Genomic DNA, 20,711 nt, shown 5'->3' on the forward strand with positions numbered 1-20,711 from the left:
TTGCCTCCTGATATGCGAAAACCCCGCTGATGGCGGGGTTGATGATGAACCGAGCTGAGACTCAGCTCGTGCTGTTGGCGATGGCGTTGATGCCGCCGGCGACCATGCCGATCTTCTCGACCACCCGATCCCAACCGGACCGTAGATTCAGATCGTCGCCAAGCGTCACCGTCGTCACCTTCTGTTGACCAGGCGTATGCTCCACCTCAGCCGCCGACACATACTGCTCCACACTCGTCCCGAAGTCCGTGTCCGTGAACGTCATGATGTCGCCAACCTTGAACCGCCGTCCTGACCCGTCATCCTCACCCAGCTCGTACCCGGCATTGCCGGCCAGAACAGTCAGCTTCAACGTGTCTTGGCCGCCGATCTCCTTCAACTTCGACGAGCCCGCAGCAAGCGCATCGAGCGAGAATGCCGACGTCGAATCAGCAAACCGCTCCGGCAGCGCGTGCCGCCCAAGTTCGGCCTTCAGGTCCTCATCGGAGAACATGTTGTAGGCGAAGAAGATGTCGTTGAACAAGTCCCCTACGACGGGGGCGGCCCCGCCGATCTGCAGCGCGGACATTGCTCCTTGGATGAGGAGGTTGATTGCCATCTGGATGAGGTTGTTGGCGATCTCTGGCGCTTTGCCGCCGACGATGGCCTGATATCCCTCGGGGTGGGTGACGTACCGTTCGACGTCGATAATGTTGCCGCCGTCGGTGCGCCACTCCATGTGCCGGCGGTCCCGCTTCTCGACCGTATCCAGCACGTAGCAGGGCTTCGTTGCCTTCAGCCAGTTGTTCGGGTTCGCCAACCCGAGGATGTTGCCGGGGTTGAGGAAGTAGAAGAAGTGTTCGAGCCCCTCCCACGAGATGATGTTCTCGAGGTGTCCGAGGCTGTCGGCGTTGAACACCTGGCCTGGGTCGGGGTCGATTCCGGGCCGGTATGCGTTGATGATTGGGGCGCGGTCCGAGATTGAGAAGTGATGCTTGTGTAGCTCATCGAGCGGAGTCATCCGCGCCCACACCGCCACCAAATCATCAGTGCTGTCCGCGATGTAGTCCAGGAGGTTGTCAACCGAACTGACGTTGTTCAAGTTAGGGAGGCTCGGCACGTCGTACTTGATCGGCAGTTTCGCATACACCGGAGACAACATCCGTGTGTAGTTCTTCGCCGAAAAGTACTTGTAGACGCCATCCAATGGCCCGAATCCGATGTCGTGCTTCGGGAACTGGAACTCGGGTCTCGGGAACAGTGGTTGCGGCCACGCGAGCGCCGACGACTGCCAGATCAGGTTGTTGACCATGGAGACTGTGACGATCTCCTGGCCTGGCCTCCCCTTGTAGCGGGCGGCCATTACGCGACCGTCCCAACGGAGACCGTTGTGGTGGACGACGACAGACACGATGCGGCGTCGGCACTGCATTACGAGTTCCGCCATCGGGTGCGTCTTGGCGATCTGAACCTCGGCGACGGCGGGGATACCCCACGCCCACTGGAACTTCGCGCGCTGGTACTCGCCGAATGGTCGCCACGCATTGACGTCGACAGTGTTCGAGGTGTTGATCTCGATGTCGAACAGTTTCGTGTCGGGTTCGGTCGGCCTGCGCGGTCCGAGGATGATGGTCATCCGATCGCCGCCCAATGCTGCTGCGGCAGAACCAGGCGCACACTGTCAGCCGAACCGATGGTCGTGACCGACACCGTCTCCCCTGGTGGGACCGATTTACGGAACGATTGCCGGCCTGCTGCCGACGCCCAGTTGTCTACACCGTCGAGCATGATCCGCGGCAGAGTCGGGTCAGTGTCGATCGTGTACACCTTCCCTGCTGGGATGTTGGCGAGAGCGATCTGTTCCCCGTCGACGCCGATCTTCAAACCGGTAGTAGGCCCGGTGATTTCCCACTGCGGCCATGCTGCGAAGTCGCCACCGTTGGAGACAGTCGTCGGATCGAGGACGTCGATGGCTTCGGACTCCCAGTACGACGAGTCCGAGGTAAGTGTCACCCCGCCGTTGCCGACGTACTGGGCTGACCGGAGCTTCGATGGTGCTGGACCACCGTATGATCCGGAGTTTCGGACCCACTGCCAACGGTCGGTGCCTTGATCGTCGACGACATGGAATTCGGCGAGTTCACGTCCGGTTCCGAGGGATCGGCGCCACGTGATCGCCGCCTCCATCAGCTCGTCGGAGTCGAAGCCTATGCCGCCTCCGAAGCGGTACAGGAGCTTGATCTGGTTCGGCTTGTCCTGCTGCCCCTTGTAGAAGGCACCGCCCTGGTTCACGTTCTCCTGCATGGCGGGATCGTGTGGGGGGCCGTCGAGTCCTTCCGGGTCGACCGTGAGGCGGATCGGTGATTCGGGGTCGGATAGGTCGATGCGGGTGTCTCCGTCTACGCCGATGAGGTAGTAGTCGACCATTAGCGCATCACCGCCGACCGCATCATGGCGTCCTGGACTGCCTTGTCCTGGGTTTGCCGGAGCTTCCCCATGTCCTCCACGACGATCTGCCCTCCTTCTCCTACGTAGATTCCGATCGACCCCACGCGACCTTCCTTGATGACCTCGTCGAGTTTCTGCGCGATGTCGTCCAGGATCGGGAACGATGTGCTCCCCGTGGACAGTCCTTGGAAGGTGCCGTCGGTGCCGATCGCCGACGCCGCCATCGCTGCCCCGCCGTACCCGGCGACCCCGAGTCGATACAGCTGCTCGAGGTAGTAGCCGAGAGCGTGGTCGAGGATGCCGACCTTGGCGACCGCCGGATCGGTGTAGCCACCGAAGCCGGAGGTGAATCCGCCGACCGTGCCGCCGTCCGCGTGGAACTCCGGCCACCGGCCGGTGCGGTTGAGATGCTGCAGTCCCGCCCGCACTCCGGGCTGTGTCGCGACATCTCGACGGATGACCTCTTCGCCGGGCTCGCCCATCATCGGGATGATGTCGCCGCGCCCAGTGCCCGGGATCGTGCCGCCGTGGAGACGCTTGACGACGTCAGGCTGCTCCGGATTCCCGTTGTAGATACGTCCGCCACCAAGCGTGAACAGTCTCTTGCGGCCGGTATCTGTGGCCGTGCTCGTCGTCGATGCCGAGGTATCCGGAGTGCTTGCAGGCGGCGTGTAGCCGGTGCCGACACTGTCGAGATGGCCTCCGGTGACATACACCTGCGACCCGACACTCGACCCCGAGGTGGACCCGCTGTCGGTTCCGGTTCCGACACTCGGCCCCAATTCGGCGAGCATCTTCGATGCTGCGTCATCCTGGCTCTTGATCTCCGTGAGGTAACCCTGGCGGCCGTTAGCGACAGCCTCCGCCGCCGACGACTCGCCCGGCCGCTGCTGCAGCCAGAAGATCTGGTCGTAGATTTCCGCGTCAGGGTCAGCTGCCCGCTTCTCATCCAGCCGGTCGTAGAAGCCCGTGATGTTCGTGTTCGGATCGTCACGACCTTCGTAGGACTCGTCCTGCTGGAAGATCCCGTGCCACGCGCCTCCCCCGCCATTCGCGTTCGGATCGAGGTTCGATTCCTGGATCGCGGTCGCCAGTACAGCCTTGATCTGGTCGTCGGTGTAGCCGCGCTTGCGGCCCTCGGCGATGATCTTGCGGGCGACATCGTCACGCGATGACGACGACGTCAGGGTTACGTCCTGGATCTGTTGACCGGTCGATCCTTCCGCCCCAGGTGCGGGGATCGAGTAGCTCTGCCGCGAGTGGACGTGATTCTGGTGTTCCGCCCAGTCGTCGCGGTAGTAGCCAGGCTGCGACGTGCCCGGCCCGACGAGTTCACCGTCGGCAACGCCGATCTGCTGCCCCGTTTCCGGGTTCTGGAAGATCACCTGCTCCATGTCGGACTTGCGTGACACGAAGTACTCGGCGAGCCGCTGCATGTCGGCGACGCTGCCGGACCAGTCGATTCCCTTGTTGAGGCCCGACGACTCCTGGTGGCCGGCATACGTCGAGGCCTTCACATTGAAGGCCGCTTCGAGATCATGGACCCACTGCGGGAAGATGCTCCCGGACGATCCGTACCCGCCGGTATCGGTACCTGCAGGCAGACCGTACGGCTCCCGGCCGGCGACGCCGCCGTTCGCGAAGGCGGTCACAGTGGACGGTCCACGAGGCCCGGTGAACTGGGATATCCACGGAGTTGGCTTGCTGAGAATCGCCGAAATCTGATTAGCGAAGCCACCCCGCCGCAGTAGCCCCACGACGCCGCGCATCGCATCGACCGGCATCAGTGCGTACCCAAACCGTCGAGCCGTCTCGTCCAGGATTGCCGTGGACCGGCGACGCTTCGACGGCGCCCCGGGGATGTAGGACTCCCACCAGGTTTCACCCTCAGCCCACCGCACCAGCCCGGAGCCTCGGCCTTTCTCGATGACGGCCTGGTCGGGCATCGACTGCACGCCAGCGGGGCGCACACCACCGCTCGCGTACTCCGTGATCGAACCGTTCGCGTTGGAAAGGCCCTGCTCCTGCGACTTCTGGACCAGGTTCGCGTGGAACTCCGCCTCCCAGTCGGACGCTCCACGCTGGATCATGTCGACGTAGATCTTCTTCCGGCCGTCTTCCTGCGCCTTGGTCACGCGCCGCCAGAACTCGGCGTCGTCGGGGTTGATGACGATCGTTCCGTCTGGGAGCCGCTGGACCTCGATGCCCAGCGCCTTCAGCCGGGCGATGTTCGCGTCACTCGTGTCGGTGATCTTCACGAAGCCGTCGGGGAGCGTCTCGGTGGTCACACCGAGGGTTTCGAGGGCGGCCTGTGCCTTCTTGGCGTCCTCGTCGGAGATGACGAGCTTGCCATCGATCACCGAGTACTTGATCTTCATCTCGTCGAGCTTCGCGCGCACCGCGGGCGTATTGTCGACCAGCGTGTACTTGCCCTCGACGGGCTGTGCGCCCTTGACCTGCACCTGGTTCAGCTTCGCGATGGCTGCCTCGGTGCCCTGCAGGTCGAGCTTCGTCAGGATCTCGCTCGGCACACCGAGGTACCGATCGGCCATGCGCTCCGCGGCCTCAGCGCTGACACCGGCAGCGGTCGCCTGATCGATCAGACTCTGACGGAGCGGATCTACCTTCGACCTCACATAGTCGAGCGCCTCGGCCGGCCCCATGTTCTCGGCCCTGGCGTGCTCCATCGCAGCAGCCGCGGTCTGGTCGTAGGTCTTGCCGAGATCGACGACCTTGTCCTGAAGGGCGCCATACTTCGCGATGGCATCTGGGGTGTCGAAATTGATCGAGCCGTCGGCCTTGACCGCAGCAGCATCGACCTGGCCCCACGCCTCGGCGAGGTCCTTGATAGCTGACGAGGACGCCTGCAGAGCCTCTTCCTCAGTGAGGCGGTCATCGCGCAGAGTGTTGAGCGCCTTCGACAGCTTGTCGACCTTCGACGCCGCGCCGTCGGTGGACTCCGAGAACTCCACCATCGCCTTCGACATAGCTCCGGCGGACCTCGAAGACCCGTCGAAGCTGACCTTTACATCGCCGGTAGCCTTCGCCATCTGCATCGCTTTGGACTGAGCGACGTCGATCTCCTTGCTCATCTTCAGCATCTGCAGGGCGAGCTTCGCTGACTGGTCGCGGCCTTCCCCATGAGCATCGGCCATAGAGTTCAGTTCTGGGATGAAAGCGCGGACCGCACCGTTTCCTTGGGTGACGACATCGAGCAACTTCTGCTCCGACAAACCGAGTTTCTCGGCAGTGTCAATCATGCCGTTTTCGACCATCTGCTTAGCAACCATATTGCGGATGTTCGAGTCGATCGCGCCGCCGGATTCTCGCAGCGCGTCGGCGTACTCCATCGTGCGCGCTTTGGCTGCCTCCGACGCCTGCGCGTCCGCCTGCTTCTTCTGCATCCACAATCCGAGAGCCGCGGTGGCACCTGCGATCGCGAGCCCCCACGGTCCTCCGAGCGCGCCGATGAGCCCTGATGCTGCGCCCTTCATTCCGGTCATCGCACCAGCGGCGAGACCGGCTGCACGGGGAAACCGCTCAGCGCCGATCGCGGCGTTGACGAACGCTGACTGCATCCGTGCCAGGATCGGGACATGGGAACCGAGATTTGCTACCGAGCTCCCGAATCGTCCCATTTGGACTGGTCCCTGCGCCGACATGACGGTTGTTTGGGCTGTCACTCCTCGGAGGGCGTTCGCGACGCGGTTGCCCGCCACCGGGACGCGTTCCCCCATGAAATGGGCCGCGACACGAAATGCAACAACACTGCCCAGTGCTGCCTGGATTGGTCCGGGGAGGCTGTTGAATGCTGATCCTGCTGCGCCGACAGCCGAAGCTATGCCCTCCACTGCCCCCAGTCCTGGGCCCGAAAGGAGGTCAATGAACGGCTGCACGACGGGAATGAGCTTCTCGCCGACGGCGGCCTGGGTTTCTTCGAGGTTGGCGGTCAGAGTCTTCAGTGATGCACCGAACTTGCCGTTGGAGCGTTCGACGTCGCCGTTGACGTAGGCGAGCTGCTCTTGCATCGCGAGGTAGATCGCCTGGCTCTTCTGGACCTGGGTGAGGTTGCCTCCGGTGATCTCCATGCCGTGCGCGAGTGCGGTCTGCTTGAGGGTGTTGTCGTCGATGAGGACGCCGTACTGTCGCATCGTCTCGGTCTCGCCCGCGTACGCTGATCCCATCGCCTGGATCGCCTCGGCGACGGGGATGCCCTGGAAGCTTGCGAGGTCTGCGGCCAGCTTGGACTGCTCCTTCGAAAATGACACGAGCTGATCGCCTGACAGGCCCATCGCGCGGCCGAAGGTGGCGAACTGGATGGCTGCCCCCTGTGCTTCTCGCTGGGACATGCGCATTGTCGTCGAGGCGGACTGACCCCATTCCTCGATCTTGGCTTTGCCGTCGCCGAAGATGACGTTCATCTGGTTCGTCTGTGCGCCGAGGGCGCGGGCGGCTCCGATGGAGTCGGTCATCGCCTTGATTGTTGCGCCGATGCCGACGCCGATGCCGACGGTGGCGAGGGCGGCCTTGGCGCGGCCCGCTGCTTCTGCGAGTCCGTTGGTCGCGGTGGTCGCCTGGTCTGCGGCACCCTTGACTGTGCGGACGCTGGCTGCGCCTTGTCCTACCTGGGTGACGCTGGTCTGTGCACGCCGTGCCGACTCCGATAGTCGGTTCGTGGACTGTGTCGTCTGGTCGGTTGCGGTGCGGGTCCGACCTTGTGCGGTCGCGGCACCGGTTGCGGCTTGCTCGGTCGCCTTCTCGGCGCGTTTCGCTGACTCGGCGAGGTCGTTGGTCGCCTTGGTGGTGCGTTCAGTCTCGGTCCGCGCTCGGCCCTGCGACTTCGCGGCACCGTCACCGATCTGCTCGACAGCCTTCGCGGCAGACTTCGACGAGTCGGCGAGCTTGTCAGCCGCCTGACTGGTCTTCTCGATGTCAGTCTTGGCGCGACCCATTCCGGCGGTGAAACCGGAGTCGTCCAAGCCGAGTTGGGCGACGAGGCGTCCTACGATCAGTGCCAAGGCGTGGCCTCCTGTCAGATGGCACGGCTAAGATCCGCGCATGAAGAAGATGGGGTTTGCCGCGATCGCGGCGGCTGTGCTCGTTGTCGGCCTCGCCGGATGTGGTGGTCCGAGCAGCGATGACTATTGGCAGGACGCTGCCAAGGATGCGTGCCAAAAGTCGGTGGCGTCGAAGATCATCGACAACAGTCCGTCATTCAAGAACGTCAAGGTCGAACCCGATGGCGACGACCGCTTCAAGGTGACCGGCTCCTTCATCAGTTCCGAGTTCACGGTGACGAAGCGCGCGTTCACGTGTGACGCGTGGATGGACGGATCGCAGGTCGCCGCACGCGCCATCATCGGCAAAGTCGAAGAGACCTACAGCTAACCGGCCCTGAGTGCGAGGCCGAGGCGAGGGCCCCGGTTGATCAGATCCTTCAACCGGACCTCCAACCATCGCCACGACCGTTCCTGCAGCAACACCCGATCCTCGACGTCCACCCCGAACACCTCGTGCAGGTCGCATTCGGCGGCCCGCCAATTCAACAGAACGTCACGGACTGTGACCTCGCGCATCGGGATCACCGGCTCCGCGACAGGCACCACCGCGTTGTACCGATCCCGAATACCCGTCACAGGGTTGTAGTCCGTCCCCCCAGGATCATCAGACCCGTACGCCCCAGGACGCGGATCGTACAGGCCGTACCTACCCTCGACTAGGTGGTCTTCTTCTGGGTCCGCTTCGCCGCCTTCTTGGCCGGTGCCTTCGCCCGCCGAGCCGCCCGATTCGGTTCCGGCTTGGCGGGCAACGGGTTTCCCTCCGACCCCGCACCATCCAGCGACGCGACCAAACCCGTCCGCCAGTGCGTCTCTGCCGTCAACCGACCCATACCGACATCGATCAGCGCAGTGCGGCCGGCGTGCATCAACTCTTCCCAGCCGACACCGTCAGCATCCATCTGCGACCACACGCCACCAACCCAGGTTCCGTGATCCTGCTCCTCGACGACCGGGTTACCGTCAGCGTCGAGGACCGGTTCACCAGTCATCGGGTCGAGCACAGTGACAGTCTGCACATCAGGCTCCCAATGGGCACCGAGAATATCGGCAATGAACTCGAGTTCGGTCGCATCCGAGATGACCTTAGACATGAAGGCCTGCCTGATCTTCAACCCAACTGAAGCGTTCGGCTGCGGAATCCTGTATTCCTTACCGCGGATCGTCAGATACAGGTCCGGGTCGTGGAAGTCCGCCAGGTCGGCGAACGCATTGTGAGACAACTGAAATGCCCTCCTATTTCAGTCTCGGTGGTGGGTTACGGCGTGGTCGTCGGCTTGGTGATGTCCTTCGGCTTGCCGCGACCGGTCAGGGTGCCGCCGAACTTCTGCAGCTCGGTCGGCTTGCCCCCCTTGAGGGAGCAGTCGACGGCGTAGTGCGCCTCGACAGCTTCCGACATCTCGTCGGTCCGCCAGTAGCGTCCGTGGATGTGGGCACCCTTGCCGGTCTGCTTCGATGCTTCGACGAGAACCTGCATGCCGGGGTCGGGCACGAAGTCCGGGTCCGATTCGCCCTTGACGAGGCCTTCGATGGTGATGGAGTGGGCGTTTCCGGTGACGGCCTGCGACTCCCAACCGTCGCTCGTGATGTCGGTGTCGTCTTCGAGCTTCGGCTTGTAGGTCGGTTCGAAGTTGGTGAGTCCGTTGACGAACACCCAGGTCGGCGTCTCGGTGGTGCCGGTGTTGACCTGGAAGGCGTAGCGGCCGGCGGGGATGGTGTCGAGGGCGCTGCCGTCGGGCGGAAGGAGGGGCGTGGTCATGGAGTTACTCCTGGGTTGAGGCGGATTTCGTAGGAGTCGCACCGCATCCACCGGCCGTTCTGGTCGGTTTCGATGGGGGCGACGATGGTGCGCTGCACCCATGCGGGGTGCAGCCCGCCCGGCCAGGGGCCGGGAGTCAGGGTGTGCAAGGCTGTGAAGCCTTTGTCGGCGATCCGGTGGACGGTGCGGGGGTCTCGGTCTCCGCGCCACCGCAACTGCACTCGCATCAGCGGATTGTGCTGGTGCGTGAACACATCTGGGTCGGTGTCGTAGTGGTTGATTGCGACCGCGGTATCAGGTTTGTCGTGCAGCATCCCGAAGTAGATGGCGGGTGCTGTGACGGTCGGCTGGTATATGCCGTCGGCGGCGAAGGTCGCCACACCGGCATCGTTCATATACTGGGCGAGACTGTCGAGGAGTCGAGTGACTGTGGGTGTGCTCATCCGATCTCCGGTGGCGCTTCCTCGGTGATCTCAACAGTCGGGTCGCTGATGTCGGGCGCCTGCTGGGTTGTCGGAGGGCGTGGAGTCCGCTTCTTCTTACCGGTTTCCATGGTGTGGCCGTGGACGCGGATTCGTGCGGCCTGCGCGGCGTCCACCTCGGCTTCGGCGACACCGTTCTTGAAGTTGAGTTCCTGGCAGGCGATGACGATGCGTCCGGTGTATCCGGGGGTTTTGTGGCGGATGATCACGAGTTGCCTCCGAGGTGCTTCGAAAGTTGGGTGGCGATGGTATGTTCGAGCCGGTCAGCGTTGCCTGTGAGTGCGGTTTCGAGGTACTTGGCCTGCCGTCCGGCGTCGTGGGACCATCCAATCTCTTCGTGCTGGCGGGCGGCGTACACCGATGTGTATCCGACGGCGGCTTCGGTGCCCTCTGCGATGACGACACCGGACCGGATGAGTGCCCCGGTCTCGATAGGTGCCCTGCGGTTCGACTCGTCGAGGAGGACTTCGCCGGCGACCGTGAGTGCCGATTCGGCGCCCCCTTCGATGGCTGCGGTGATCTTGTCGCCATCCCATTCGAGTGTCATTCGATCTCGATTCGGTAGTGGTTCGGGGTGACGCCCGGGATCGCTTCGTTGCGGCCCGATGCGATCACGGTCCGCTCATGCGATTCGCCTGGGAGGGTGACGCGGGAACCGGACGGGATTGGCGGAGTGTCGAGGGGCCCGGACCAGCGTGCAGAGGCGACAGTCTCCTCCCCCGCCGCGTTGCGGACGAGTCGGGTCTTTCGGGACAGCCGCCCCAACTCGACGGTGGGGTCGGCATACCTGTCGCCGTATGGGCCGGAACCGAGCAGGCGCCGCACCGTGACTGGGATGGTCCACCAGATTGCGAGAGGGTCGGTCATTGGACTTCGGGTCCGGCAAGGCCGACCGCGGTCAGCAGCGAGTACGAGGTGGGTGAGAGTGCTTCGGCGGCGCGGATCTTCGCGCGCACCGATGTGCCAGCGTCGTACGACACCGACCCGCCATCAACACTGGTCGAGGTGATCTGTGGTTCCATCGCAGCCAGGCCGCCCGCCGGGTCAATCCCGAGCGACAGCCACACCTCCACTTGCGCGCACGTCGCGTCGCGCATCGCCTCGAGGAGATCAGGGTCGGTGGGTTTTCCTGCACTGTCGACGTCATAGAGGTCGTTGCGGCAGGCCCGGCCAACCATGATTGATGCCTGCCGGAGCATCCGTGCGATCGGCTTGTCGGCGTCCGGGGTTTCGCCGAGCCATGTTTCGATGTCGGCGGCGGTCGCGTAGATCAGCACCATCAGCGGAGGCTCCTATGCGGTTGTGGGGTGTCAGCCGGGCTGCGGGAGGGCCACACAGCCCGGCTGACGATCGGAGGGGACTACGAATCCGACTTCGCCCGCGGCTTGCGGGCTGGCTTTCCGTCGCTGATGTCGTAGCCGCGGCGACGAAAGTACGCCAGGGCTGCGGGGTTGTCGGTGATGGCGGTTCCGTCGGTGAAGACGACACCGCACACCGATTCCCCGCTGTACCCCTTCACGGGAGCGGTGACAGTGAACATCAGGAGACCTTGACTCCTCGCAGCACTGCGGCGGCCTTGGTCGCCTTCAGTGCGCAGCCGACGGGGCCCATCTCGACCTCGCCACGCTTCACAGCGCCCGCGTTCGAGAAGTCCGGCAGCCACGTCTGAATGACCTGCGACCCCATGGTCGTGACGGCGTGGAACCCGTCGAGGCCGACGCGGATCGCGTAGATGTCGGTGGTGCCGGTCGTCGAATCGATCGGGATCACCGGATCGGAGGTGCCGGCCTTCTCGCCGGCGTCGATGAGGGTGATGCCTCCGTAGGTTTCACGCTCGATCGGGCGACCGCCGGAGCCGATCAGGCCCTCGACGGGGTCCTTGACGTACTGGCCGCTTCGGCGGACTGCGGCGCGGACGCGGGCGAGGGCACGCTTGTTGGCGACGAGGAATGTCGGCGCACCGTCGAGCGCCATCAGGAACTCGTCGATGACGTCGAGAGCCTTGTGCTCGGCTCGCGGGTCGGTGTCGAAGTCGGTCCAGTCGGCGGTCGAGGTGATCTCGGTCGCCGAGCCGGTCAGCGCCTTGTCGAGGCCGTCGAAGCCGTTGGCGTCGGTGGCGGTGTCGCCGTTGATGAGGGCGTCCTGGAACTTCGCCGAGGTAGCCTTGGCGAGCTGCTGGATGTGCAGTGCGATCTGGCCGGATGCGGCCGGTCCGAGCTTGGCGATGACGCGGTCGATCGAGAACGATCCACCGAGGACGGCCAGGTTGACCGACTTCTGAACGGTGGTGACCGCCTGGTCCGTGTACTCCTTGTTGAGTTCGCGGAACGCGCTCGATGCCTGGTCGACGAGTCGCCGGTACCCGTAGGTGAGGGTGGCTCCGCCGCCGGCGGGGTTGACGGCGTCGTCGAAGATCATGCCGTCGAGCAGCGCCGAGACCTTGCGGAACTCGTCGATGACGAACGGATCGTAGTCTTCCTGGGTGTTGCGCTTCGCTTCCGCGAGAGTCACGGGTGCCATAGGGGTCTCCTAGGGTTGGGTGCGCCTCGCGGACGCGAGGACGTTCTGGGATTACTTGGACAGGTGCGCGGACAGCGCACCGGTGAGGGTGTTTGGCTTGGTCGGTCCCTTGCCGCCGCCATGCTCGGTGCCGGACGCACCAGCGGGTGCAGCGGCAGTGATGCGGGCTGCGAGCTTCTTGGCGCGTTCGTCGATCTGGTCGGCGGGGATGCCGTCGAGGAGGTCGAGGTCATCCTTCGAGAGTCCGTGGTCGACGGCGGCCTGAAGGAGTGCCGCGCGACGTTCGGCGGCCTCGGCGCGGTCGGCGATCTCCTTCTGCGCGGCCTGCGCCTTCTCAACCTCGGTCATCTCGGCAGCCTTGCGGTCGGCGAGTTCCTTGGCTGCGGCGGCGTTCTCTTTGGCGCGCTGCTCGTGCTTACGCGAGTGCGCCAGGGTCTCCTTGTACTTCGCTTCCCAATCGACCTGCTCCGGCTGCTGGGCGGTCGTCTGATCCTGTGCAGGATCGACGCCGGTCTGCAGCTCGTCGGCGGTGTCTGCGGTGGCTTCGTCAGCCATGTTGTTTCTCCTGCCCATGCGGGACTGGACCCGCCACCGTGCGGTGTGCGGGTCGGATGGATGAAAAATGGTGTGGGCTTGATGCCCGATCCTCGCCCTAGTGGGGCGGGAAGTTCTACGGTGTCGCCATGGCAGAGAACTACGAGCGACGCACTGGCGGTAACTGCATGACCTGCGGCCGACCGCTTCGAGAGAAGCGGATGATCGAGCGAGCGTTCGGAGGCGAGGTGTACATCGACCGCACTGAGGGGCCTACCTGCTTCAATGCTTCATGTGAGGCGCATCAGGAGTACCGCCGGAACCACTAGCGTGCGGCGGTGATGGATTCTCGGTTGCGCTGACGTTTCGCGGTGCTGGTCGCAACATGCTTGGCGATGTCCTTCTGCGCGGCCTTCACCTTCGCGCGTGCGACCCGCTTCCCCTCCGGCGTGATCGCCGCCAACTCCTCACGCTTCGCCGCCCGCACCCGCCGCTCCAACGCCCGCAGCTTCTGACGATCGCGATCCCCTTGCGGGTCCGCGGTCTCACCGAACGATCGCGTCACACCAGGCACGTACAGGGCGATGCTGTGGCGGCAGCCAGGATGGAACAGGCCGTTGTCGCGTGCCTGCTGCAGGCTCCCCGCGATCGTCTTCCCGTCCTCGGTGACCGATCCGGCGACTGACCCCCATATTGACAGGACGCGGCCCTCGTATCGGCGACACTGGGCGCACTCTTGCGGCACGTCCGACACGATTACGAGATCGTGCCCTTGGGATGCTAGTTGTTGCACGTGGCCTTCGATGCTGGCGTTCATCGCCGCAGCCCGTGACGCCATCTCGACGTAGCTACTCATCTCCCACCGGCGGCCCGCGCGGTCGATGAAGCCGGTGATTCCGCGGCGCGCGTACTCGCGGAGCGCTTCGTCCGCGAGCTGCTGCCGAGTGCCGACGCCGGCCAACTCCTTGGCGGTGACGTCGGCGATGATCCGGCGGTGAATGTCATCCACCGACCGGAGGATTTGCATGTTCGTGCGGGTCGTGACGCCGGTGAGGTCGGCGGCGAGTGCGGTCAGCTTGTACGGGTCGATGAGGTTCCCGATCTGCGCTGACGGGATCGGCGTCGCTGCTTTGCCGACTTGGGCGATCGCGGTGGCGCGGCCACGGTTCGCGGCACCCTCGACCGCGGTCTGTACGGCTGGTTCTGTCTTCCGTTCGAGCTGCGCGAGGAGTTTCTGCGCTTCACGCCGGGTCCGCTGCACCTCAAGCAGTTGGCGTTCGGCCCACTGCGGGGATTCGATACCTTGCTGTACGCGATGGGCGAGCAACTCGAGTAGTGCTGCTTCGGCGACGTCGTAGAGTTCGACGAGTTTGCGGGCGAGGACGGTATGGTCGTCCGGCAGGAACGCCAGCGTCATGCGAGCATCCTACTTCTTCTGCTCGTCGGTCTTGTCCGGCTCGGGCTCAGGATCGTCCGCCAGAGGTCCGTCGTCAGGCTGAGTGGTTTCGTCTGGTCCGGTGATCGAGATCGGCAACTGCGCGTTCTGCTCCCCCAGGATCGCCGCGACCTCGTCGTCGACGCGCTGCTCATCCCACTCCGGGTGCAGCATCGCGACCTTCGTCTGCGTCGACGCCGCACGCGCCCCCTCCCACAACTGCACCGTCTCCGCCAACTGCCGCTCCGACTGCTGATGCATCGCCGGCCACTCGACAGTGATCGTCTCAGTCGGCATCGCACCAGTGTGAAAGATGACCGCATCCAAGGCGAGCTGAATGGTGGCAAGCTCAGCGAGTCCGGACCACAATCGGATGCGCGCGGACCGGGTAGCGTTCGTGTCCCGCTCCTTAGCGTCGACCTCGGTCGCGGTGACGGCGACCTCGTCCTGCAGCCCGAACGTCAACGGCGAGTATCCGGTGCGAGAGATGATGCGGCGGAACAGGCTGTCGAAGGTGGCTTCGTGCTGCTCGATGCGGATCTCGAACTGCTGCGCCTGCAACAGGGACCCCATGCCGCCGTCGTTGTTGACTGGGTTCCCGACCGGTGAGAACACCGAGCGGTCCATCTCGAACTGAGTGCCGCGCCCGGGTCCGAGCTGGTTGAGCATGTTCTCGGACACGAACATGCGGCCCCGCCCGATCGCGAGGTCGTTCATCCACGACGACCAGGTTTCGTCGATGGCATCCATGAGGTGGATGACGTCAGTGGACAGGTCGGGTCGCCCGAGGTCCTTCAACGCTGGTTCGCTGCGCCATTGCGGGTTGGGGCGGTGGTGCGGCATGTATCGGGCAGCTAGCTCGTGAATACCGAGCGCGACCGTGTCGGTGAGGTGCTGGGTTGCAGTGTGGGAGGCGAGGTCCACACGACGCCCCAGCTGATCCTTAGTCCCGACGTACAGGCCGTGCTCGATGACGCCCTTGTCGTAGCGTTCGAGGTGCCGCCACACGGTGCGGTCGTCGTCGGACTGCAGTTCGGTCCAGAAGGTGACGGCGGCGAGCTTCCCCCACCGGAACTCGGGTATCGCCCGGTCCGCGTCGACCCAGTCGATCCAGGTATGTTCGTCGACTTGGTCGTCCCACACGACCCTGCCGTACACGCCGGACAGGGCCGCGGCGGACTCGGCAGCGACGAGCATCCGCGAATAGGTTTCGGGGGTGTTGAGGATGGTGTCGATGCGGTCCGTCAGCTTCTTGTTCTCCCCCGGATCGGAGAACATGACCGGTGACGAGAACAGCGTACTGGCGGCGACTCGGCATACGTCGGCGGCGACCGGCACGTGCAGCTTCTTCGGCTGCGCCTGCCCGGACGGCTGCTTCCCCCACCATGCGGCCTTCGCTGCCCGGTAGGTGCGCCGTACGCGGCCCAACGCCGCCGCGTCGCCCATCTTCCCGCCGTAGAATCCGGCGAGCTTCTCAGGGTCACCTTCCCACCACACCTGTCGTTCCGCGCAGGCGGCGAGAACGAGATCGTGGGGCTTCGGCGGCCATGGGGCGTCGTTGGCGGGTAGGCTCACGCGGCCACCTCCTCCGGGATCGTGGTGTGTAGGTCAGGCAGGTATGGTCGCCACGCCATCCGTGACGAGTGGAGCGCGTACCGCAGGGCATCGCACCAGTGGTCGTTGAGTTTGATCGGGGCGTCTTCGCCCTTCTCGGATGCTTTCGGGTCCCACACGTAGCCGGGGAGTTCGCGCAGAAGGTTGGTGCACGACTCGTGGATCAGCAGTCGCCCCGAGGAAAGGAGCGATGACACGGTGCCGATCCCGTCCAGCACGGAATTGCTGGCCTTGTAGATTGACGGCACCTTGTCAGCGATCAACTGCCCTCGGAATCCTGCGGCGGCAGGATCGACGAAAATCATGTCCGGCGCGCCGTGGTCGGCCATGAATCGTGTCATGGACGCGGATCGTTCAGCATCGGTGCCGGGTCCTGGCGCCCACTCGGCGATCGCGTACAGGCGGTTGTCGACGCCGACTCCGATGAGGATGCCGGCGGTCGGGTTTGTGACGCCGTGGTCGACGCCGAGGGCGAGGATGCGTTGCATGTCGGGCAGGTCGGTGACGATGTGGAGGTCGTCGTCGAACATGCCGTAGATCGCTCCCTCTGCCAGGGACCATTCGCCGTCGATCATGCGTTTGCGCCACAGGCCCGTGTACTGGGCTTCGTAGGCGGCGATGAGGCCGTCGGGCAGATATGCCTCGTTGTCACGGAGGCTGAAGTGGAACACGCGGTGCCCACGCTCATCGGCTCGGTCGATCCACTGCGTTTTCAGCCAGTGCGCGGGCCCGTCGGGGTTGGTGGTGGCACCGATCCAGGCCCCGGGGATCGAGCAGCGGCCCATCAGCTGGTTGAAGAACTCCTCTGACGCGAGCGACACCTCGTCGACGTACGCGATGCACACCGTTAAGCCGCGGATGACGTTCTCGGCGCGCGCATCCGATGAGCCGATGACGTGCACCATGCGGCCGAGGATCGTCGCTGTGGGTGCGCCGCGGTTGTAGTGGACGTGCTGCGCCCATTCCCCGAACAGGGCGGGGTCTTGCATGGGTGCGATGACGTTGCGGTGCAGGGTGTCGCGGGTGCGGCCGATGAGGACGATCTCGCCCGAGGTGGGGGCTTCGGCGATCTGCATCAGGAACCGGACCAAGCTGCCGATGGTTTTCCCGGAGCGGATGGCGCCGTGCCACAGGTTGATCTGCTGGAGGCTGGCGTCTGCTGTGGCGGTGGCGATGGAGTTGCGCTGCTTGGGGGTGAAGCCCCAGTCAGTCATCGTTGATCGCGGTTTCCAATGCGACCTTGAGTCGGGTCAGGGCGCCCTTGGCTGCGTCGACTTCGGTGCCGGCGTTCTGTTCGGCGAGTTTCGCGGCGGCCATGCTGGCGGATGCTGCGGTTTGCATGATCGCTTTGCGGTCGGCGGGTGAGGGTTCGTCTACGTAGGCGTGCTTGTATTCGCCGTCCATGCCGCCGAATGCCCCGATTTCGTGGCCGGTCCACATGCGGTCGAGGGACTTTTCGGCTTCGTCGAGGAAGCGTTGTTCGAGGGCGGCGCGGCGGGTGCGTCCGTCGGCGATGACGGCGGCGGTCGCGGCGGCGGTTTTGGTGCGGTCCCAGTGGAGGCCGAGGCGTCGGGCGGCTCGGTTAACGGTGGACTTGGACCGGTGCATGCGTTTGGCGGTTTCGGTGAGGCTGAGGCCGTCTGCGTGCAGGTTGCGGAGTTGGTCGTCTTCGGTGTCTGTCCAGGGTTGGGTTGGTGGCATGGCGGTTTCCTCCCGTGCGGGTGGCGACCGTCTGCCGTGCGGCGTCAGGTCTGTGTGTCCTCGTCGATGCTGAGTCGGATGGTGATGTCGATGCGCAGCCTGGCGAGTGTGTCGCGGGTGATGGCGTCGGTGATGGGTCGGATGGCGTCGGTGATCTGCTGGGTGAGCCAGGCGTGGAGGCCGGTCATTGCTGCCTCCCGTTTGGAAGTTGGGTGCCCGCGAACGTCACCTTGTGTGGTGTCGAGTCGCGGGCTGTTCCCCTGTTGTGCAGCTCGCGCCTCGCCGTGAAAGGTCGGGTCGTGGGCGTGGCTTGCGTCCCGGTCACTCGCATGACGTGGCGGGACTAACACGGGCGGGGACGTTTGACCCCCGACGCCGAGCAGCCCGTCGCGCGTCGGGGTGGCCGCCGTGTGGCGGCTAGGTTCCCGGTAGTTTCGGTCCGCGGCCCACCAAAGCAGAGGATCGGCGGGGCGACCGGGTCCGGGAACGCGAAACGGCACCGTCGTCCTGTGGAGACAACTGTGCCGTGCCGCTCACTCTACCGGATGAATCACATCGATGTCATTCACCCGTTGGAGATTGGTGTCGCGCCGATGGCTCCGGCGAGGATGCCGAACCGCTCCGGCGGCCAGAAGGTGCGGCAGTGCTGGCATTCGCATCCGTGCCGGCCGATCTGCAGAGCGGGTTGTCTGACGGTCTCCCCTGCACTGTCTGGCCTGTACACCTTGGCGGTTCCGCATGCTGGGCAGGGGTTCGGGAGTGTCCAGCGTCGTGGTGGGTCGAGGAGTTCGCGGGCCCGTGCGGCCCACCAGGTGAGGTCCGCGGTGCGTGCTTTCAGTGCCGGTACGTCCTGCGGTCTGAACTGCGTTTCTTCGAGCCATGCCAGTCTTCCTACGGTCCCTGTGACGTTGATGGGTGATACCCAGTCTCGGACGGTGCGGTCGATCTGGTCGCAGAGGTCGACGGCGTCGAGGACGACTGGTGGCATGGAGCGGGCGTGTGAGCCGTTGCCTGTGCCTTGGGCTCCGGCGATGTACTCGCGTAACTGCGTGTACAGCGGATCACCCCATGCGGGTTCGGTGGCTCCGTTGTCGCGTTCTATCAACGTGCGGGTGCGTCCGATCAACGCGTGGATGGCGTCTCGGAAGGCTTGGCGGGTGCCGGGCAGGTCGTGCTCGGTGGTGTCGGTCATGCGTCCTCCTGGTCGCTCTCGATGCAGTGGTCGGTGTGGTCCAGTACTCGCTGTACGAACTCGGTGTGATCGCCGTGGCCGGTGAGGGTGGTGCCGCACAGGCAGGTCCAGTGGTAGTGGATGCGGGATGCCACACGCGCGCGAACCCGAGACGAACGTGCCGTGAGCTTGGCGGTCATGCGTGGTCCTCCCGTTCTGTTCTCGGGTGCACGTAGAAGTGGTGGATTGCGACACTGCGGGCGGTATCGATGCGCCGCTGGTTGAGCCAGTAGCCGAACTGGCAGAACGTGAAGGCTACAGCTGCTACGACAGCGGTCGTTGTGGCGGGCCAATCGGATGCGACTGCGTATCCGAGCCAGAACCCGCCGATTCCGATCGGGCCTGGCGCGAGGGTGTCGGCGAAATGTGACCACCGCCCTGAGTCGGTTCCGGTCATGCGTGGTCTCCTTCGCGTGCGATGGTGTCGGCCAACTCGTGGTCGGCGTCGGTGGTGTGGCATTCGGGTCCACAGCCGTGCGGTCGTGGCGGCGGGTCGTCTCGATGGCAAACAAAACACCAGAAGTTATCCACGGGTCCTCCCCCGACGTCGCCTGCACTCAATGCAGATTCGAAACTTCCGCCCGTCGCCACGTTTGCCGTACGCCGTGTTCCCCGGGGAGTACGGGCCTTGACCCCGCGGGTTGGACACGCTTGATCCTGGTCTCGGACCAGGGAAAGCGAGAAGATCTAACCCGATGGCAAAGAAAAATTACTCCGAAGAGTTCCGCCGCGACGCAGTCGAGCTGTACCGCGACACCGGCGGCGCGACCGTAGCCGGGATCGCCGCCGATCTCGGCGTATCCCACGGCTCCCTGACCACATGGCTGAGAAATGCGGGTATCCCGATCCGCAGACCCGCCGCCACCGCTCCGGGGCCCGGCACCGGCGAGACACCCGAGCAGGAAGCCGCCAGGCTCCGCGCCGAGGTCGCACACCTACGCGCGGAGAAAACCAAGCTCGAAACCGAACGAGACATCCTGCGGTCGGCGGCAAAATATTTCGCCGGAGAGACGAACTGGTGAACCGCTTCCAGTTCGTCGCAGACCACTCCGACACCTACCCGGTGAAGCGGTTGTGCCAGGTCATCGATATCGCCCGCTCGTCGTACTACGCATGGATCAACGCCGCCGAGAAACGAGCCGCCCGGGCCGCAGCCGACGCTGAACTCGCCGACAAGATCCGCGCCGTCCACACGGTGGACAACACCTACGGGCGGCCCCGGATCACCGCCGAGATCAATCACGGACAACCCGCCGACCAGCGGATCAATCACAAACGGATCGCACGGATCATGCGCGCCAACAACATCGAGGGCCTGCGACTGCGCCGAAAACACCGCACCACCATCGCCGAACCAGCCGACACTCCGTCGCCGGACCTGCTCAACCGTGATTTCACCGCGATCGCACCGAATACCCGATACGTCGGTGACATCACGTATCTGCCATGCGGGGACAATGAGTTCTTGTATTTGGCCACGGTGATCGACTGCTTCTCCCGCCGCCTGGTGGGCTGGTCGATCGCCGAGCACATGCGTACCGAACTCGTCGAAGATGCCTTAGGTGCCGCAGCACTGACCCGCGGCGGTCTTGCCGGTGCAGTGTTCCACGCCGATCGCGGAAGTCAATACACCTCAAAGGGTTTCGCGATGATCTGCGCGAAGTTGGGTGTTGCGCAATCGATGGGAGCGGTGGGCACGAGCGCGGACAATGCCCTGGCCGAGTCGTTCAATGCGACACTCAAACGCGAAACGCTGCAAGGCGCAGCCCGCTGGGAATCGCCCCGGGCGGCAAGGCTCGCGGTGTTCCGGTGGATCACCCGCTACAACACCCGACGCCGGCACTCGTACTGCAACTATCTCAGCCCTGCCGACTACGAAAACGCTCACACATCCGATAGCCTGCAGAAAGCCGCGTAATCACAAACCCCGTGTCCAGTTTCCGGGGTCAAG

Annotated in this window: 23 protein-coding genes; 2 read left to right on the forward strand and 21 right to left on the reverse strand. The window is 64.5% G+C overall.

What is annotated here, in order from left to right; genetic code table 11:
• Positions 1 to 61: 61 nt before the first annotated feature.
• From P5P27_RS11835 to P5P27_RS11845, 3 genes are read right to left on the reverse strand one after another with little or no spacing between them, the layout of a single operon-like run.
• Positions 62 to 1,615, reverse strand: coding sequence for a Gp37-like protein (locus tag P5P27_RS11835; RefSeq protein ID WP_278124116.1), 1,554 nt, complete (start codon positions 1,613 to 1,615; stop codon positions 62 to 64).
• Entirely contained in the window at positions 1,612 to 2,406 is a 795-nt protein-coding gene (locus P5P27_RS11840; RefSeq protein WP_278124117.1) for a hypothetical protein, read from the reverse strand. Before P5P27_RS11840 ends, P5P27_RS11835 begins: the two co-directional genes overlap by 4 nt.
• Positions 2,406 to 7,445 carry a hypothetical protein gene (locus P5P27_RS11845; RefSeq protein WP_278124118.1) on the reverse strand — a complete coding sequence of 1,680 codons (5,040 nt, stop codon included), beginning with the start codon at positions 7,443 to 7,445 and terminating at the stop codon, positions 2,406 to 2,408. Before P5P27_RS11845 ends, P5P27_RS11840 begins: the two co-directional genes overlap by 1 nt.
• Before the next feature lie 40 nt (positions 7,446 to 7,485).
• Here P5P27_RS11845 and P5P27_RS11850 point away from each other — a divergent pair, with 40 nt between their 5' ends.
• Positions 7,486 to 7,815, forward strand: a complete 330-nt coding sequence (locus tag P5P27_RS11850) for a hypothetical protein (RefSeq protein WP_222111653.1) — start codon at positions 7,486 to 7,488, stop codon at positions 7,813 to 7,815.
• Here the strand turns inward: P5P27_RS11850 and P5P27_RS11855 are convergent.
• From P5P27_RS11855 to P5P27_RS11940, 18 genes are all read right to left on the reverse strand, one after another.
• Positions 7,812 to 8,030: a hypothetical protein gene (locus P5P27_RS11855; RefSeq protein ID WP_222111652.1), complete on the reverse strand. Its 219-nt coding sequence runs from the start codon at positions 8,028 to 8,030 to the stop codon at positions 7,812 to 7,814. The two genes, P5P27_RS11850 and P5P27_RS11855, sit on opposite strands and share 4 nt — an antisense overlap.
• Before the next feature lie 113 nt (positions 8,031 to 8,143).
• Positions 8,144 to 8,707 (reverse strand): DUF7426 family protein, encoded by a 564-nt coding sequence (locus tag P5P27_RS11860; RefSeq protein WP_222111651.1) that lies wholly within the window; start codon positions 8,705 to 8,707, stop codon positions 8,144 to 8,146.
• A gap of 35 nt (positions 8,708 to 8,742) precedes the next feature.
• The gene (locus tag P5P27_RS11865) at positions 8,743 to 9,243 is read right to left on the reverse strand and encodes a phage tail tube protein (RefSeq protein WP_278124119.1); all 501 of its coding nucleotides are present in this window, start codon (positions 9,241 to 9,243) and stop codon (positions 8,743 to 8,745) included.
• A complete protein-coding gene (locus P5P27_RS11870) occupies positions 9,240 to 9,686 on the reverse strand; it encodes a minor capsid protein (RefSeq protein WP_278124120.1) in 447 nt (148 codons plus the stop codon). The genes P5P27_RS11865 and P5P27_RS11870 overlap by 4 nt, the downstream gene beginning before the upstream one ends.
• Positions 9,683 to 9,934, reverse strand: a complete 252-nt coding sequence (locus P5P27_RS11875; RefSeq protein ID WP_278124121.1) for a hypothetical protein — start codon at positions 9,932 to 9,934, stop codon at positions 9,683 to 9,685. The genes P5P27_RS11870 and P5P27_RS11875 overlap by 4 nt, the downstream gene beginning before the upstream one ends.
• Positions 9,931 to 10,272, reverse strand: a complete 342-nt coding sequence (locus tag P5P27_RS11880) for a hypothetical protein (RefSeq protein WP_278124122.1) — start codon at positions 10,270 to 10,272, stop codon at positions 9,931 to 9,933. Before P5P27_RS11880 ends, P5P27_RS11875 begins: the two co-directional genes overlap by 4 nt.
• Complete coding sequence (locus P5P27_RS11885; protein WP_278124123.1) at positions 10,269 to 10,592, reverse strand: hypothetical protein; 324 nt, start codon at positions 10,590 to 10,592, stop codon at positions 10,269 to 10,271. Before P5P27_RS11885 ends, P5P27_RS11880 begins: the two co-directional genes overlap by 4 nt.
• Entirely contained in the window at positions 10,589 to 11,002 is a 414-nt protein-coding gene (locus P5P27_RS11890) for a head-tail connector protein (RefSeq protein ID WP_278124124.1), read from the reverse strand. The genes P5P27_RS11885 and P5P27_RS11890 overlap by 4 nt, the downstream gene beginning before the upstream one ends.
• 83 nt (positions 11,003 to 11,085) lie before the next feature.
• Positions 11,086 to 11,265: a hypothetical protein gene (locus P5P27_RS11895; protein WP_222111644.1), complete on the reverse strand. Its 180-nt coding sequence runs from the start codon at positions 11,263 to 11,265 to the stop codon at positions 11,086 to 11,088.
• Positions 11,265 to 12,245 (reverse strand): major capsid protein, encoded by a 981-nt coding sequence (locus P5P27_RS11900; protein WP_278124125.1) that lies wholly within the window; start codon positions 12,243 to 12,245, stop codon positions 11,265 to 11,267. The genes P5P27_RS11895 and P5P27_RS11900 overlap by 1 nt, the downstream gene beginning before the upstream one ends.
• A 51-nt stretch (positions 12,246 to 12,296) precedes the next feature.
• Positions 12,297 to 12,800 (reverse strand): hypothetical protein, encoded by a 504-nt coding sequence (locus P5P27_RS11905; RefSeq protein WP_278124127.1) that lies wholly within the window; start codon positions 12,798 to 12,800, stop codon positions 12,297 to 12,299.
• Between the two features lie 304 nt (positions 12,801 to 13,104).
• Positions 13,105 to 14,196 carry a phage minor capsid protein gene (locus P5P27_RS11910; protein ID WP_278124129.1) on the reverse strand — a complete coding sequence of 364 codons (1,092 nt, stop codon included), beginning with the start codon at positions 14,194 to 14,196 and terminating at the stop codon, positions 13,105 to 13,107.
• Between the two features lie 9 nt (positions 14,197 to 14,205).
• On the reverse strand, positions 14,206 to 15,789 hold the full coding sequence (locus P5P27_RS11915) for a phage portal protein (protein ID WP_278124130.1): 1,584 nt from the start codon (positions 15,787 to 15,789) through the stop codon (positions 14,206 to 14,208).
• Positions 15,786 to 17,042 (reverse strand): PBSX family phage terminase large subunit, encoded by a 1,257-nt coding sequence (locus P5P27_RS11920; protein WP_222111639.1) that lies wholly within the window; start codon positions 17,040 to 17,042, stop codon positions 15,786 to 15,788. Before P5P27_RS11920 ends, P5P27_RS11915 begins: the two co-directional genes overlap by 4 nt.
• Positions 17,035 to 17,529 (reverse strand): helix-turn-helix domain-containing protein, encoded by a 495-nt coding sequence (locus tag P5P27_RS11925; protein WP_222111638.1) that lies wholly within the window; start codon positions 17,527 to 17,529, stop codon positions 17,035 to 17,037. Before P5P27_RS11925 ends, P5P27_RS11920 begins: the two co-directional genes overlap by 8 nt.
• Before the next feature lie 44 nt (positions 17,530 to 17,573).
• Positions 17,574 to 17,717, reverse strand: coding sequence for a hypothetical protein (locus P5P27_RS11930; RefSeq protein WP_278124134.1), 144 nt, complete (start codon positions 17,715 to 17,717; stop codon positions 17,574 to 17,576).
• Between the two features lie 377 nt (positions 17,718 to 18,094).
• Positions 18,095 to 18,721, reverse strand: a complete 627-nt coding sequence (locus P5P27_RS11935) for a DUF7341 domain-containing protein (RefSeq protein WP_278124136.1) — start codon at positions 18,719 to 18,721, stop codon at positions 18,095 to 18,097.
• Complete coding sequence (locus P5P27_RS11940; protein WP_278124137.1) at positions 18,718 to 18,900, reverse strand: hypothetical protein; 183 nt, start codon at positions 18,898 to 18,900, stop codon at positions 18,718 to 18,720. Before P5P27_RS11940 ends, P5P27_RS11935 begins: the two co-directional genes overlap by 4 nt.
• Positions 18,901 to 19,455: 555 nt before the next feature.
• Here P5P27_RS11940 and P5P27_RS11945 point away from each other — a divergent pair.
• Positions 19,456 to 20,678, forward strand: a protein-coding gene (locus tag P5P27_RS11945; protein ID WP_085950748.1) for an IS3 family transposase whose coding sequence is annotated in 2 segments (ribosomal slippage) — positions 19,456 to 19,762 and positions 19,762 to 20,678 — 1,224 coding nt in all. Because the reading frame shifts where the segments join, the coding sequence is not laid out codon by codon here.
• The last annotated feature ends 33 nt before the right edge of the window (positions 20,679 to 20,711 follow it).

Source organism: Gordonia sihwensis (assembly GCF_029632925.1).
Classification (GTDB): domain Bacteria; phylum Actinomycetota; class Actinomycetes; order Mycobacteriales; family Mycobacteriaceae; genus Gordonia; species Gordonia sihwensis.